We start from the raw sequence: 15,437 nt of genomic DNA, 5'->3' as shown, positions 1-15,437 counted from the left end.
AACACGTCTATATCCGCGCCAAAAAATATACCAATTTTTTAGAGGCCCATCAAAAACAGCACCGGACGGGGTATCCGGCACTGCATCAGTTTTTATCGTACGCTGAACAAAAGGTCGCCGTAGCTTGGGAACGGCCACAGTTCCTTAGGAACGATGGTTTCAAGCTCGTCGGCACTTATGCGCAGCTCGTTCATAGACTCGAACACGTGTTCGCGGTAGAAGAACGCAGTCTTGCTTGCATCGCCTGAAAGTTCCTTTACATCGCAGACATCTTTTTCAAGCTGCTGAACTTTCTTGTAGATTTCAGAAGTCAGGCTTGAAACTTTCGTAAGCATTTCCGTTTCGTATGTAACATCAGCAGCATCGCAAACTGCTTTCTTTGAAGCAATCGTATCTGCAAGTTTTCCGGCAAATTTGCTTCCGGCAGGAAGAATGTATTTCTTTGCCATATCAAGCATAGTTTCTGCTTCAATGTTGATAACTTTTGAATAGCCTTCGTTGTGAATTTCAAAACGTGAAACAATTTCAGACTCGCTGTATACACCGTGCTTCTGAAGAACTTTCTTGTTCTTTTCGTCAAGAATATGAACAAGTGCTTCCGGCGTAGACTTAAGGTTTGAAAGACCGCGTTTTTCAGCTTCTTTTACCCAGGCATCATCGTAGCCGTTTCCGTTGAAGATAATGCGCTTGTGCTCTTTGATTGTCTTAAGGACAAGAGCCTGCATATCTTTCTGGAAATCCTTTGACTTTTCAAGTTCATCTGCAAACTGACAGAGCTCTTCTGCAACGGCAGTATTCAGGAAAACGTTTGCACACGCAATTGACTCGGAAGAACCGAGCATACGGAACTCAAATTTGTTTCCTGTGAATGCGAACGGACTTGTTCTGTTACGGTCAGTCGTGTCTTTGTTGAACTCTGGAAGAACAGTAACGCCAATCTGCATTTTCTGTTTTTCGTGAATACCGTAAGGTTTTCCTTCCTCAAGACACTGCAGGATTTCGCTAAGTTCGTCGCCAAGGAACATTGAAACGATTGCCGGAGGCGCCTCGTTTGCACCAAGACGATGGTCGTTTCCTGCACTTGCAACGGAAATGCGGAGTAAATCCTGATATTCGTCAACAGCCTTGATTACGGCGCACAGGAACAGAAGGAACTGTGCGTTGCTTGCAGGCGTTGCGCCAGGGTCAAGCAGGTTCTTTCCTGTGTTCGTTGAAATTGACCAGTTGTTATGTTTTCCTGAACCGTTTACTCCTGCAAACGGCTTTTCGTGAAGAAGGCAGACCATTCCGTGCTTTGCAGCAACTTTACGCATAATTTCCATCGTAAGCTGGTTGTGGTCGCAGGCAATATTTGTCGTACTGAAAATCGGCGCAAGTTCGTGCTGAGCCGGTGCAACTTCATTGTGTTCTGTTTTTGCAAGAATTCCGAGCTTCCACAATTCGTTGTTCAGGTCTTTCATAAATGCCTGAACGCGCGGCTTAATCATACCGAAGTAATGATCTTCAAGTTCCTGACCTTTTGGAGATTTTGCGCCGAACAGCGTGCGTCCCGTAAAAATCAAGTCTTCGCGCTTGTCATAAACGCTCTTGTCTACAAGGAAGTATTCCTGCTCAGGACCTACAGTAGTTTTTACGCTTGTAACGTCCTCGTTTCCGAACAGGTGAAGAACGCGCAGAGCCTGCTTGTTGATTGCCTGCATAGAGCGGAGAAGCGGAGTCTTTTTGTCCAGAGCCTCGCCTGTATATGAACAGAATGCAGTCGGAATGCAGAGCGTACCGTCCTTGATGAATGCATAGCTTGTCGGATCCCAGGCAGTATAGCCGCGTGCCTCAAACGTAGCGCGCAGACCGCCGGAAGGGAATGAAGAAGCGTCCGGTTCACCCTGAACAAGCTCTTTTCCGGAGAATTCCATAATGATTTTTCCGTCTGATGTCGGAGTGATGAAACTGTCGTGCTTTTCAGCCGTAATTCCTGTGAGCGGCTGGAACCAGTGCGTAAAGTGAGTTGCGCCTTTTTCAACAGCCCAGTCTTTCATTGCATTTGCTACAACTGTTGCAACGCTAGGATCAAGCTTTTCGCCGCCCTGAATCGTTTTCATCAGCTGTTTGAATGTTTCTTTTGGAAGACGTGCTTTCATCGTTGTTTCATCAAAAACCATGTCTCCAAAAATCTCTGTTACCTTTGATTCCATAGGAACCTCCTCTAAAAATTGATAAAGTTCGTACGGCAGGAAGCCGTTTCGTTCAAATTACGATGCAGCTTACAAAAAAAGGCGCCGGAATTTTTACAGGGAACGCTCCTCTGCACAAATTCCGACGCCTTTGCCGAAAAAAAAGACGTCGCAGACAAAATCCCGAAAAATCCGGAACTTTATCTACGACGTCTTTGCCGTTTGAAAGATTTATACATCACTCGAAAAAAAAAGTCAATTGTTTTAAACCAAGTTATTTTTTCTGCACTCCGCCCTTTCTTGACTTTTTTCAATTAAATAATTATACCTATAAAGTCAATGAGCAAAGGCGTTCATTTTATTTTCTGATGCTGAAATCAGTGTCGGCAAATAAAATGAACGCCTTTTTATTTTATCACACCTGAAAACTGCCATTCTAAGCAGTTCACCCTTAATTCAGAACTGACTGACGGATTTTTCAGTCAGTTTTAAAATGTTTGGAGTAAAAATGCGTAAGTTTATTTTTGTAACAGGCGGCGTTGTTTCCGGTCTTGGAAAAGGAATTACGGCGGCAAGCCTCGGAAGGCTTTTGAAAAACCGCGGGCTTAAAATCACATCGCAGAAACTTGACCCGTATATGAACGTTGACCCGGGCACGATGAGTCCGTATCAGCACGGAGAAGTATTCGTAACGGAAGACGGCGCAGAAACCGACCTTGACCTTGGACACTACGAGCGGTTCATAGACGAAAACCTTACAAAATACTCAAACCTCACTTCCGGCAGAGTGTACTGGAACGTCCTGAACAAAGAGCGAAACGGCGAATATCTTGGACAGACAGTGCAGATTATTCCCCATGTAACGAACGAAATAAAAGAATTCATCCTTAAAAACCAGAACGAAACAGGCGCAGACGTAAGCATCGTTGAAATCGGCGGAACGACAGGCGACATCGAATCCCAGCCGTTTCTTGAAGCAATACGCCAGCTTGCGCTTGAAGTAGGACGGCGGAACTGCCTTTTCATACACGTATGCCTTGTTCCGTACATTACCGGTTCAGATGAGTTCAAGTCAAAGCCGACACAGCATTCCGTCCGCGAACTCCAGGGACTCGGAATTCACCCGGACATCATCGTAGCACGAAGCGACAAGGAAATTCCAAAAGACATCCGCGAAAAAATATCCCTGTTCTGCAACGTAAGTCCTGACTGCGTTATTTCAAATACAACCCTTCCGTGTCTGTATGAAGTACCGATTATGCTCCACGAACAAAAAATGGACGACGTTGTATGTCGCGAACTTGGAATTGAAGATACAAAAGTCCGCCTTGCACAGTGGGAAAAACTCGTTTCCTACATTTACGCACGCAAGGGCGAAGTTCAGATTGCGCTTGTAGGAAAATACGTAAAGCTCCACGACTCATACCTTTCGATTGTAGAAGCGCTTAATCACGCAAGTTTTGTTGCAGGAAAAAACGTAAAAATCAAATGGATAGACAGTGACACCGTTACACCTGAGTCTGCGCCGAAAATCTTTGAAGACTGCGCAGGAATTATCCTTCCAGGCGGATTTGGTATGCGCGGAATTGAAGGAATGATTAACGCCTGTCAGTATGCGCGTGAAAATCATCTTCCGTACTTCGGCATTTGTCTTGGAATGCAGATTCTTGTAATAGAATTTGCGCGGAACGTTCTGGGACTTAAAGACGCCAATTCGCGCGAATTCAATGAAGAAGGCAAACACTGCGTCATCGACCTTATGGAAGGACAGAAAGGCGTAAAGAAAGGGGGAACGATGCGCCTTGGAAAATATCCGTGCAAAGTAAAAAAATCAACCCTTATGCACAAAGCGTACGCTTCCGACTTAATCGAAGAACGCCACCGGCACCGCTACGAATTCAGCAATGAATACAGAAAGCAGATGGAACAGGCGGGGCTTGTAATAAGCGGCACTTCGCCGGACGAACTGCTTGTAGAGGCGGTTGAACTTTCCGAAAAGGAAAATCCGTTCTTTATGGGCGTACAGTTCCACCCGGAATTCAAAAGCCGCCCGAACAAACCTCAGCCGCTGTTCGTAGAATTCGTAAAAAGCTGCTGCAAATAGCATAAAAAATGGCGGAAACGCAATCTTCTGCATTTCCGCCATTCAGTCCTTTCGTTTCTCCGGAAAATTTTAATTTTCTTCAATAATATTCTGCGCAACGGCAATGCGCTTCATACATCTGTCCATCGCTTCTTTTTCTATAAAGCGGTGCGCTTCCTGCTCCGTCATCTTCTGATTTTGCATAAGAAGCATTTTCGCCCTGTTTACGATACGGATTTCTTCCATTTTTTCCTTCAATTTTACGGTCTGGGAAGAAATCCTCTGCACCTTTGCCTGAACGGCAAGCGCAATTTTTATCATATTGTAAAAATAAAACGAATCAAACGGTTTTGTAAGGGTAAGGACTCCGTACGGTTCTGCCCTGTACGAAATCTGGTCGAATAAATGCGCCGGTGCAAGCAAAAGAACGGTAGAAAGCGTATCGCTTACGTCTATCGCAAAATCAGAGTCACTTCCGTCGCCGGAATCTACAATAATGATTTTATAGCGCATCTCGCTTATTTTCCGGCGTGCATCGTTAAAATCGGCGCAGAACGTTACGTCAAAAACCGGCGCAACAAGCATCTGCCCTATAGGAGAGGAAATTTTACTGTCTTTCGTTACAACAAGAACGCTTGTAATGTCAGCTTCCATATTTAGTCAAGAAATGCCTTCAGTATTTCTTCTCCAAGAGTTTCTTTTATAAAATCACTTTTAGCGGCTATTCTGCGCGCCTCCTCAATCGTGTCAGGAAGGATTTTCAATGCGGACGTTATTTTTTTGTCCGCCGCAAATAAATTTTCGTCAACAGCCGATGGCGGAACAAGATTATTTTTTATTCCGTCCAAAGCGGCATATATCAGAAGCGTAAACGCAAGGTAAGGATTTGCCTTAGGGTCTGGCGAACGAACTTCTATGCGGCGCTCGTTCCTGCTTGCCGGAATACGGATAAGCTGCGAACGGTTTTCCTTGCTCCAGCTAATATATTTAGGCGCTTTGCATTCACCAAGCCTGTCGTAGGAATTCACCGTAGGATTAAAAAACAGCGTCATTTCATCTACGTGCTTTATAATTCCGGCAAGAACCTGCTCCATATAATCTTTTTTATCGTTCTTGTCTACGCTGTGGCAGGACATATTGATGTGCATTCCACTTCCCGGCTGCTTCGGCAAAGGCTTAGGCGTAAAATCCGCAAAAAGTCCGTTCGCCGCAGCCTTTGTGCGCACGACCCACTTGAACGTAGCAGTATTGTCCGCACTTAAAAGTGCATTTCCATAATGAAAATCTATTTCATTCTGTCCAGGACCTTCTTCATGGTGGCTAGCTTCCGGCATAATTCCCATCTGCTCAAGGGTGAAACATATATCACGGCGGATATTTTCGCCCTTGTCCTCCGGCGCAATATCCATATATCCGGCATTGTCAAAAGGAATTTTCGTTGGTTCGCCGTTTTCATCAAGCTTGAAAAGGTAGAATTCGATTTCCGAACCGAACATCATTTCTACACCAAAATCATTTTTTGCAGTCTGAACCGCTTTTTTCAGAAGATGCCGGCAATCTTTTTCATAAGGAGTTCCATCCGGGTACTTTATGTCGCAGAACATACGGACAACTTTTCCGGCTGACGGTCGCCACGGAAGAACGGCAAGAGTCGCCGGGTCAGGATGAAGGAACATATCCGATTTATCAGGAGTCTGAAAGCCCGTAACGCTTGATGCGTCAAAGCTGACTCCATATTTGAACGCGCGCGGAAGCTCGCTTGCCATAATAGAAATGTTTTTTTGCTTTCCATTCAGGGCAAAGAAAGCAAGACGGACGAATTTTACGTCTTCTTCCTTCACAAATTCCAAAACTTCATTCTCTGTATACATATATACTCCAAATATTCCAAAAAAAAGACGCTCATTCAATATGCCGACACTACTGCCATCAGAAAATTGAATGAACGCCTTTGCTCATATACGTTCAGAATATTCTATGACGGAAAATTTGTCAATGAATATGCTGTTTCACACTGATGAAGAGGCATAAAACAAGATTTTTGATGACAAAACAAAAAAAAGATAGTATAGTATACCCATTATTGTGCGTCATCGAACGCAAAGATTTCCACTTCAGGAGGCTGAAATATGACATTCTTTAAAAATTCCTTTAGCTTTAGCAGCTTTGAGTTTTTTAGATTTTCATTTTCAGTTTTTTTTATGAACAGGGAATTTTTGTTGAAAGGAGATGACGGATATGCAAAATCAAAGTCAAAAAATACAGGCAATAACTAAACTACCCTGTTCTTCCTTACCTGTATGCCTCGTCCGCACATTGCAGTCTTTCTTCAGATATTACGTTTCCCACACCGTATGCAACTGGCAGAACGGTTATACTCCGCCCTTTAAAAGCTCCTTTCGCTGCACATAGCACTTTTTACTGACTTTATTAAACTATCCCGTAATTTTTAAGGAGCATTTTATTATGGAAAACACAGAATCACAGAAACCGTACAAACTTGCAAGCCGAGAGTATAAAAAAGAAAATACTATCGTTGAAATCCCGAACAACCGTGGACAGGTAATCCGCGTAGGCGGTTCGCGCATCGTAACAATCGCAGGACCGTGCGCCGTTGAAAGCAGAGAGCAGATGCTTGAAGTTGCGGCAGCAGTTGCAGCAAGCGGCGCAGTTATGCTTCGCGGAGGAGCGTATAAACCGCGTACGTCGCCGTATTCGTTCCAGGGATTAGGCGAAGAAGGTCTGAAATACCTTAAGGAAGCCGGAGATAAATACGGTCTGCCTGTAGTAACGGAAATCGTTGACTCCTCGCTCATTCCGATTATGGAAAAATACGTCGATGTGTATCAGATTGGCGCACGCAATATGCAGAATTTTGAACTTCTGAAAAAAGTCGGTATGCTTGGAAAACCTGTCATCCTTAAGCGCGGACTTTCTGCCACAATCGAAGATTTTTTAATGGCGGCAGAATATCTGCTTGCAAGCGGAACAGAAAAAGTCATCCTGTGCGAGCGCGGAATACGCACTTTTGAAAAAGCAACGCGTAACACCCTTGATTTAAGTGCAATTCCGGTACTCCGGGGGCTCACCCACCTTCCTATTATTGTAGACCCAAGCCACGCCGTCGGAATTCGCGATAAAATTCCTCCGATGGGACTTGCTTCCGTTGCCGGCGGTGCAGACGGAATTATCGTCGAAGTCCACTGTCACCCGGAAAAAGCGCTTAGTGACGGACCGCAGGCATTGTATCCGCAGCAGTTTGACAAGCTTATGCACGACATCGAAGCTCTTGCACCTGTTCTTGGAAAATCAATCGCACATATAAGGCTTCAACCGCTTGCGCTTTCAAAGGAAAAGACAGACAAAGAAAATGAAAAGAAACCCGGTTCGATTTTATGTGCATACAGCGGAAACCGCGGAGCTTATGCCGAACAGGCAATCGCACGGTATTTTGATTCAGAAGCCATTACGGAACTCCCGACGTCCTCTTTCAGCGAACTTTTCCAGAGCGTAACTGACGGAAAGGCAGATTTCGGAATGGTTCCGATTGAAAATTCACTTGCCGGTTCTGTCTACGAAAATTACGACAATCTTTCACGGTTTGAGGACGTTTCTATCATCGGTTCGGTAACGCTGAACATCCGCCACGCACTGCTTGGTGTAAAAGGCGGCAGGCTGGAAGACGTAAAGAACGTTTATTCCCATCCGCAGGCATTGAGCCAGTGCAAAAAATATCTTGAAAACCACCCGGAATGGAAACACGTAGATGCAGTTTCTACTGCAACCGCCGCAAAAACGGTGTCACAGCTGGAATCAAGCGAGAATGCCGCCATAGCAAGCATAGTGAATGCGTCTTTGTACGGACTTGACGTTTTATGCGAGGACATTGAAGACAATCCGGGAAATTTCACGCGGTTTGTAGTAATTTCTGCAAACAACGCAAAACCAAAGCTTAAGATGATGAACGTTACCCCTAAAACCGCAAGCATCATCTTCAAGACAAAAAATCAGCCGGGCGCGCTTTATCACTGTCTGGGAATAATCGATAAATACAAGCTGAACCTTTCAAGGCTTGAATCGCGCCCAATAGAAGGAGAGCCGTGGCGCTACTGGTTCTACGCAGATGCAGACATTTCCGCGCTAGGTGAGCAGATTCCCGAACTGGAAAATTCCGAAAAAGGAATACGCGAATACATAGAAAAAGCCGTTGAAGAACTAAAAACAATGGCCGACGACGTACGCATTCTGGGAATTTACTAACCCGTCCACCAAAAAAATTGCCGGATATTTTGCCAAGTAAAATATCCGGCCTAACCAAACAGCCAAAATCCATTGTAAAATTAAAAACTATCTAGCGTCCTACACCCATACAAAATCCGCCACCGCTTTTTCACCGCAAAGCAAAACAAGCAAACGCAACTACAATCCATAAATATAATGAACGAACAACTAGTGTTGCGTTATTAGACTTGCGCTATCGGATATTCTCCGCAGAAACAGCCTTTACAGTAACCGTTTGACTCAGGACGACAGGAACGGAGCGCTTCAAGCATACCTTCAAGAGAAATGAATGACAGGGAATCTGCGCCGATTTCCTTGCGTATCTGTTCAACATCATGTGCAGACGAAATAAGTTCTGCCTTTGTAGGAGTATCAATTCCAAGATAGCACGGGAATTTTACCGGAGGCGAAGACACCCTGAAATGAACTTCTTTTGCACCGGCACGGCGCAAAATCTGCACCAGACGGCGGCTTGTCGTTCCGCGCACAATAGAATCGTCTATAACAATAACGCGCTTTCCGTTCAAATCGCTTTTTATGGCATTCAGTTTAACAAAAACCATATTTTCGCGCTCTTTCTGAGTTGGCGCAATAAACGTTCGTCCTATATATTTATTTTTTACAATCCCCGTCGCATACGGAACGCCAGAAACGGCAGAATATCCCAGCGCCGCCCCTATTCCGCTGTCAGGAACGCCTACCACAACATCCGCTTCAACAGGATTTTCCTTCGCAAGCATTTCTCCCATTTTCAGACGCGCATACTGCACCGGAATTCCATCAATAATCGAATCCGGACGGGCAAAATACACGTACTCAAAAATACACGTTTGCTTGGAAGTTTTTTCGTTAAGATTTACAGATTTCAACCCGTCTGAAGTAATAATAACAACCTCGCCGGGATTTACGTCGCGCACAAACGTTCCGTTCATCGCGTCAATTGCACACGATTCGCTTGCCAGAACCCATCCGTCCTCAAGCTGACCAAGACACAGCGGACGAATTCCGTAAGGATCGCGCGCACCGATAAGACAGTTTTCCGTCATTACGCAAAGCGCAAACGAACCTTTTATAACCTGAATTGCATTCGTTACCGCCTGTTCAAGACCTTTTTTGTAGTTCCGGGCAATCAGCTTAAGGATAATTTCCGTATCGCTTGTAGAAGTAAACGTAGATCCTGTTTCTTCAAGCATTTCCTGAAGCGGCTCGTAGTTTACAAGCTGTCCGTTGTGGGCAAGCGCAATAGAACCAAGCTTGAATTTGTTAAGCATCGGCTGGGCATTTTCTATCGTCCGTCCGCCTGCCGTTGCATAGCGCACGTGTCCTACGGCAATATGTCCTTTAAGTTCCGCAAGATGCTGCGGTACGAACACGTCGGAAACAAGTCCCATCGCTTTCTGAATTTTAATGACTTCATCATTGCTTACGGCAATTCCGGCACTTTCCTGACCACGGTGCTGCAATGAATAAAGACCGTAGTAGGCAAGGGTAGCAGCAGAATCAGTCTTCGCATTGTTCAGAAAAACACCGACAACACCACATTCGTCGTGCAATTTATCGTCTGACATTATATGCGCTCCATAGTATCACATCATATCACTTAGATATTTGAATAGCCCATAAGATATTCGTCTATTTCTCTGGCACATTCGCGACCTTCTGCAATCGCCCATACAACAAGCGACTGACCGCGATGCATATCTCCAGCAGTAAACACTTTATCAACCGCCGTTGCATAGCTGCAATTTTCAGTCTGAACTGTATTCCGTGCGGAAAGTTCCGTGCCGAACGCCTGTGCCGTATAATCCTCACAGCCTAAAAATCCTGCTGCAATAAGAATTAAATCTGCCGGAAGATCCTTTTCGCTTCCTTCGATTTCACAAAGCGTACGCTTTCCGTCTACCATTCGGAATTCAACCTGTACTGTCTTTACTCCGCAGACTTTTCCTTCGTTCTGATAGACTTCTTTTATCGTCGTTTTGTAGACGCGCGGATCGTGACCGAATTTTTCGATTGATTCTTCTGCACCGTAGTCCGTCTTAAGGACTTTAGGCCACTGCGGCCACGGATTATCAGGCTGGCGTTCTGCCGGCGGACACGGCATCATTTCAAGCTGAGTTACGCTTGCCGCACCAAGACGGATGCTCGTTCCCGTACAGTCGTTACCGGTATCACCGCCGCCAACTACAATTACGTTTTTTCCCTCAGGATTAAAGAACTGCCCGTCCTTCAGGTTAGAATTAACAAGGCTTTTCGTAACTGATTTAAGGAAATCTACGGCAAACATAACGCCTTCAGCGTCTGCGCCAGGCGCATTAAGCGGACGGGCTTTTTTCGCGCCGCAGCAAAGGGCAACTGCATCATATTCATTCAAAATCGTATCTGCGGCTACTGTATTTCCGACATCAGCATTCGTAATGAACGTAACGCCTTCCGCCTTCATAAGATTTACGCGGCGGTCAATTATTTTCTTGTCGAGCTTCATATTCGGAATTCCGTACATCAGAAGTCCGCCTATTCTGTCCTCGCGCTCATATACAGTAACGTTGTGACCTCGACGGTTCAAAAGGTCGGCAACTGCAAGACCAGCAGGCCCAGAACCGATAACCGCAATTTTTTTATCCGAGCGGACTTTAGGAATTTGCGGCTTCATATAGCCGGACTCAAATGCCTTTTCTATGATATACAGTTCGTTATCGTGAATTGTAACGGCTTCTTTTATATCGCCGCCGTTTCCGCAGTTACAAGCCTTTTCGCAAAGAGCCGGGCAGACACGTCCTGTAAATTCAGGAAAACTTGAAGTCTTTAAAAGACGCCACGCCGCCATATCGTACTGACCTTTGTACAGCGCGTCATTCCATTCAGGAATAAAATTATGCAGAGGACAGCCGGTAACCATTCCGGCAAGCTTTATTGCACTCTGGCACATCGGAACGCCGCAGTTCATACAGCGCGCCGCCTGCTTTCTTCGCTCCTCGTCATCAAGATATGTATGGAATTCCTTGAAATTTTCTGTCCTCTTTAAAGGCGGAATATCTCCGTTATTTTTGCGCTCATATAACAAAAATCCATCATTTTTTCCCATCATCAAACTCCTGAATGTAAAAAGGATAAAAAAAAGAGGTCGCAGACAAAATAATTATGGTTATCCCATAGACTATTTTATCTACGACCTCTTTGCCGTATTTGCCCTTATAATAGCAGATTGCGCCGACTTTGACTAGTCGGCAGCCATTTTTACATCATAAGACGCATTTTTTTCTAGGAACAGGTGATTTCCCGCGCTTTTTCGGTGATTTTTTGGGAAAGCAGGTGTGCATCGTCCTTGTATTGTGCTATAAGGCGGACAAAAACACTTCCTGCAACAACAGCTTCTACGCTTGAAGCTAGTGCCGCAGACTGTTCTCCGTTTGAAATGCCAAATCCGCCGTACACTTTGCTTCCCCCGGCGCTCACGTTTTTAAGGAATGAAAGCGTATTTTCGTCAATCGTAGTGTTTGTTCCCGTAATTCCGGCGCGCAAAGCCGCGTAAATGTACTTAAATCCTGCTGCGGCAAGCTTTTCAAGCCGTTCAGGTGCCATACTAGGTGCAGCAACAGGTATATTTTCCATACCGTTTTCCCTGCACGCTTTCGTAAGCCCTTCGTCATTGTCAAAAGGCAAGTCAGGAATAATCATTCCTTTTACACCGACATCGGCGGCTTTTTTGCAGAATGCGTCCACCCCGGGAGTATAAATAAGCGAACCGTAGCTCATAATGTAAATCGGAACGGACGGAAATTCTGCGTGAAGCGTTTTTATGAATTCAAGACCGTCTGCCGTACGGTAGCCGCGCGCAAGAACTTCTGTACATGCGCTTTGAATTGCAGGACCGTCCGCGCTAGGGTCACTGAACGGAAGCTGAATTTCCAGAATATCTGCACCGCCGGCAACAAGCGCACGCGCCGCAGTAAGAGCTAGGTCATCAGTAGGATAACCGGCAACAAGATGACTCATCAGTTTTATTTTAGGCATAGCAAACCTCGTTCAAATTCTATATTTTATTTTGTCATAATTTTTGCATCGTGAATGTCCTTGTTGCTTTCAAGACGCTCAATTTCCGCATGAAGAAACTGATTCCATTCTTCAGGGCGGAATACCGGGCTTGTGATGAACACGTCCTTGTCACCGCGTCCGCTCATATTGATTACAACAGCCTGGTCTTTTGGAATTTCACGCGCGATTTTCATTGCGGCAGCTCCAGCATGTGCGCTTTCAAGCGCAAAAAGAATTCCCTCGTTTTTCGCAAAGAACTTAACTGCTTCAAGTGCCTCTTCATCGCGGATTGCGGTAAATTCAATTCTGCCGGATTTTCCCAGCGCGGCAAGCTGCGGTCCTATTCCGCAATAATCAAGACCTGCGCTTATAGAGCGCGTCGGAAGAGCCTGACCGTCATCATCAAGAAGAAAACGGCTCTTGTAACCCTGCATAATTCCGTCACGCGCCGCATCTCCTGTCATACGGCTTGCATTTTCGCCCACGCCGTTACCTATTCCGCCGGCTTCTGCACCAATAAGGCGCGGTTCTTTCTGGTCTATAAACGGACTGAAAAATCCTATTGAATTGGAACCTCCGCCCACACAGGCAACCATTGCGCCGATTTTTACGCTGCGCTCTTCGCACTGCCGCTTTACCTCGTTTCCGATAACAGACTGGAATTCGCGTACAATGTCCGGGAACGGAGCAGGCCCGAGCGCACTTCCCAAAACGTAATGCGTATTTTCAAAATTAGCCGCCCAGTCGCGCATTGCTTCATTTACCGCATCTTTCAGCGTGCGGCTTCCTGCTGTAACGGCACACACTTTTGCACCGTAAAGTTCCATTGCGGCAACGTTAGGCTGCTGGCGACGCACGTCTACTTCACCCATATATACAATACATTCAAGACCAAGTTTAGCGCAGGCGGCAGCAGTTGCAAGACCGTGCTGACCTGCACCGGTTTCGGCGATAATGCGCGTTTTTCCCATTTTCTTTGCAAGAAGGCACTGACCTATTGCATTGTTGATTTTATGTGCGCCTGTATTCGCAAGACCTTCAAGTTTTATGTAAATCTGTGCGCCGCCAAGAAGTTTTGTTGCCGTAGGAGCAAAATAAAGCGGCGTTTCGCGCCCGATATAATCACGCTGGATTATGCGCAGTTCTTCCAGAAACACCTTGTCGTTCATATAAAAATGAAATGCCTCTGCAAGTTCATCCAGTGGACGGCGCAGAACTTCCGCAACATATTTTCCGCCGTACTGATTAAAAAATCCGTCTGTTGATTTCATATTGTTCCCCACAAAAATTCTATTTTTACTGTTTACTTACCGTTTATCTTTTTCTGATTACCGTTCAGCGTTCATTGTCCGCCAGTCAGCATTCACCGTCCATCGCTCACCGTTTACTGAAGCTGACCGAACAAAGCCTTCATCTTCTGCACATCCTTTTTTCCAGGCGCAGACTCAATGCCGCTGTTTATGTCTATAAGCTCCGGCTCATAGTCCTGCACAATCTGACGGATATTTTCGGCAGAAATTCCGCCGGCAAGCCACAGTTTTTTTTTTTGCTGACTGCCGTACAAAGACTTCCCTGGACCTGCATTCCCGTACCGCCAATTTTTCCGGCGAACTGTGCATCAACAAGAATGCGCGGCTCTCCTATTTTCCGCAATTCGTCAATTTTATCAAGGTCATCTTCCGTACTGACGTTTACCGCAACATAATGCGGCAGGGAAGAAAACGCCTCTTCCTCAAAAAATTCATTGGAAGCCGTTTTTCCGTGCAGCTGAATTATATCCACAGTTCCTTCTTCTGCAAGAGAAATCGCCGCGCGCCCTTCCGCACTGTTACATTCCGTAATTACGGCAACAAGTACAGGCAGAGAACCAACATCTTTTCCGCCTGATTGTTCTGCGCGCTCCAAAAGCGCTTTTTTTATTTCTCGGACAGTTTCTGCACTTACGTTACGCGGACTTTTTGCACAAAAAATAAATCCCAAAAAATCAGCGCCGCATTCGGCAGCATTCAGCGCATCGGAAGCACTTGTAAGTCCGCATATTTTTACAAACGGCTTTTTTTCACCACCAGACAAATGTTTTTTTGCACGAACGGCTTTTGCAAACGAAAGCCATCTTTGCGCATTCTGCGAAGTCGCGGCATTTACAAAAGCGGCTGTAAGAGCAGCTGCTTCTCCGGGATTACGCGCCGCCGCCTCTCCTAAAAGCATTCCTGAAAAACCCATACTGCCTGCAAAGGCGGCGGCCTTCGGAGTACGAATACCGCTTTCAAAAATGACGCGCACATTTTTTCCTGCAATGTGCCGGATTTCATCAAGAATTCCTGCCGGCGTAAGCAGGTCGATGGCAAACGTGCTTAAATCGCGCGAATTAACGCCGCATACAAGATTATCAGTACCGGCTTTTTCCGCAATCAGTGCAAGTTTGCGTAAATCATCGTCAAGGCGAAGCTCAAGCAATGCAGATATACCAAGCGTCCGACATTTTTTCACCATTTCAAGAAGCATATCGTCATCAAGAATGCGCGCAATCAGAAGGACAACGTCCGCACCACATCTATACGCAACGTCAATTTCTTCCGGGCAAAGAATAAAATCTTTTCTAAGAACACAAGGAGCTATTTTTCCTGTGCGGACAGCATACAAATCCACCGAACGGCACACTGCCATCAAATCATTCAAGTCACCCTTAAAATACCGCTTTTCCGTAAGCACGGAAATAGCAGCTGCTCCTGCCTCCGCATACGTTTCCGCTGTTTTTGCCGCATCAAGTCCAGGTGCAATATCACCTTTACTCGGCGAGGCGCGCTTTACCTCAAGCACAGCACCCTTTTTCAAAAGGAACGGCGTTATTCCGCGCAAGCGTTTTT

General features: G+C 45.6%; 9 protein-coding genes and 1 pseudogene. 2 read left to right on the top strand and 8 right to left on the bottom strand.

The genetic code is table 11. The features are described from left to right. Positions 1-92 precede the first annotated feature (92 nt). The gene (locus B5D55_RS01210; protein ID WP_078932149.1) at positions 93-2,192 is read right to left on the bottom strand and encodes a glutamine synthetase III family protein; all 2,100 of its coding nucleotides are present in this window, start codon (positions 2,190-2,192) and stop codon (positions 93-95) included. 487 nt (positions 2,193-2,679) lie between these two features. On the opposite strand from B5D55_RS01210, the gene B5D55_RS01200 reads away from it, so the two are divergent. Next, positions 2,680-4,275 (top strand): CTP synthase, encoded by a 1,596-nt coding sequence (locus B5D55_RS01200; RefSeq protein ID WP_078932267.1) that lies wholly within the window; start codon positions 2,680-2,682, stop codon positions 4,273-4,275. A 69-nt stretch (positions 4,276-4,344) separates the two neighbouring features. Here B5D55_RS01200 and B5D55_RS01195 read toward each other — a convergent pair whose 3' ends face one another. Beyond that, complete coding sequence (locus B5D55_RS01195; RefSeq protein ID WP_078932147.1) at positions 4,345-4,908, bottom strand: ANTAR domain-containing response regulator; 564 nt, start codon at positions 4,906-4,908, stop codon at positions 4,345-4,347. A gap of 2 nt (positions 4,909-4,910) precedes the next feature. Then, positions 4,911-6,125, bottom strand: a complete 1,215-nt coding sequence (locus tag B5D55_RS01190) for a glutamine synthetase family protein (RefSeq protein ID WP_078932146.1) — start codon at positions 6,123-6,125, stop codon at positions 4,911-4,913. 595 nt (positions 6,126-6,720) lie between these two features. Between B5D55_RS01190 and aroF the strand changes: the two genes are divergently transcribed. Continuing rightward, positions 6,721-8,514: a 3-deoxy-7-phosphoheptulonate synthase gene (gene aroF, locus B5D55_RS01180; protein WP_078932144.1), complete on the top strand. Its 1,794-nt coding sequence runs from the start codon at positions 6,721-6,723 to the stop codon at positions 8,512-8,514. Between the two features lie 203 nt (positions 8,515-8,717). On the opposite strand, the gene purF is transcribed toward aroF, so the two are convergent. The 5 genes and pseudogenes from purF to trpF all read right to left on the bottom strand — a co-directional run bounded on the left by purF (position 8,718) and on the right by trpF (position 15,390). Further along, entirely contained in the window at positions 8,718-10,103 is a 1,386-nt protein-coding gene (gene purF, locus B5D55_RS01175) for an amidophosphoribosyltransferase (RefSeq protein WP_078932143.1), read from the bottom strand. A 32-nt stretch (positions 10,104-10,135) separates the two neighbouring features. Further along, the gene (locus tag B5D55_RS01170) at positions 10,136-11,620 is read right to left on the bottom strand and encodes a glutamate synthase subunit beta (protein ID WP_078932266.1); all 1,485 of its coding nucleotides are present in this window, start codon (positions 11,618-11,620) and stop codon (positions 10,136-10,138) included. A gap of 176 nt (positions 11,621-11,796) precedes the next feature. Continuing rightward, positions 11,797-12,549 carry a tryptophan synthase subunit alpha gene (gene trpA / locus B5D55_RS01165; protein WP_200805262.1) on the bottom strand — a complete coding sequence of 251 codons (753 nt, stop codon included), beginning with the start codon at positions 12,547-12,549 and terminating at the stop codon, positions 11,797-11,799. Positions 12,550-12,575: 26 nt separating this feature from the next. Continuing rightward, the gene (gene trpB / locus B5D55_RS01160; protein WP_078932142.1) at positions 12,576-13,841 is read right to left on the bottom strand and encodes a tryptophan synthase subunit beta; all 1,266 of its coding nucleotides are present in this window, start codon (positions 13,839-13,841) and stop codon (positions 12,576-12,578) included. 113 nt (positions 13,842-13,954) lie between these two features. Continuing rightward, a pseudogene (trpF, locus tag B5D55_RS01155) lies at positions 13,955-15,390 on the bottom strand (phosphoribosylanthranilate isomerase). Positions 15,391-15,437 lie beyond the last annotated feature (47 nt).

This window comes from Treponema porcinum, from assembly GCF_900167145.1.
GTDB classification, from domain to species: domain Bacteria; phylum Spirochaetota; class Spirochaetia; order Treponematales; family Treponemataceae; genus Treponema_D; species Treponema_D porcinum.
The sequence above is the reverse complement of the archived record's forward strand: the minus strand, read 5'-3'. Positions and strand labels throughout refer to the sequence as shown.

Bases quoted from the DNA above. Each gene is read 5' to 3' on its own strand.
- B5D55_RS01210 (WP_078932149.1), bottom strand. From the start codon at position 2,192: ATGGAATCAAAGGTAACAGAGATTTTTGGAGACATGGTTTTTGATGAA.
- B5D55_RS01200 (WP_078932267.1), top strand. From the start codon at position 2,680: ATGCGTAAGTTTATTTTTGTAACAGGCGGCGTTGTTTCCGGTCTTGGA.
- B5D55_RS01195 (WP_078932147.1), bottom strand. From the start codon at position 4,908: ATGGAAGCTGACATTACAAGCGTTCTTGTTGTAACGAAAGACAGTAAA.
- B5D55_RS01190 (WP_078932146.1), bottom strand. From the start codon at position 6,125: ATGTATACAGAGAATGAAGTTTTGGAATTTGTGAAGGAAGAAGACGTA.
- aroF (WP_078932144.1), top strand. From the start codon at position 6,721: ATGGAAAACACAGAATCACAGAAACCGTACAAACTTGCAAGCCGAGAG.
- purF (WP_078932143.1), bottom strand. From the start codon at position 10,103: ATGTCAGACGATAAATTGCACGACGAATGTGGTGTTGTCGGTGTTTTT.
- B5D55_RS01170 (WP_078932266.1), bottom strand. From the start codon at position 11,620: ATGGGAAAAAATGATGGATTTTTGTTATATGAGCGCAAAAATAACGGA.
- trpA (WP_200805262.1), bottom strand. From the start codon at position 12,549: ATGCCTAAAATAAAACTGATGAGTCATCTTGTTGCCGGTTATCCTACT.
- trpB (WP_078932142.1), bottom strand. From the start codon at position 13,841: ATGAAATCAACAGACGGATTTTTTAATCAGTACGGCGGAAAATATGTT.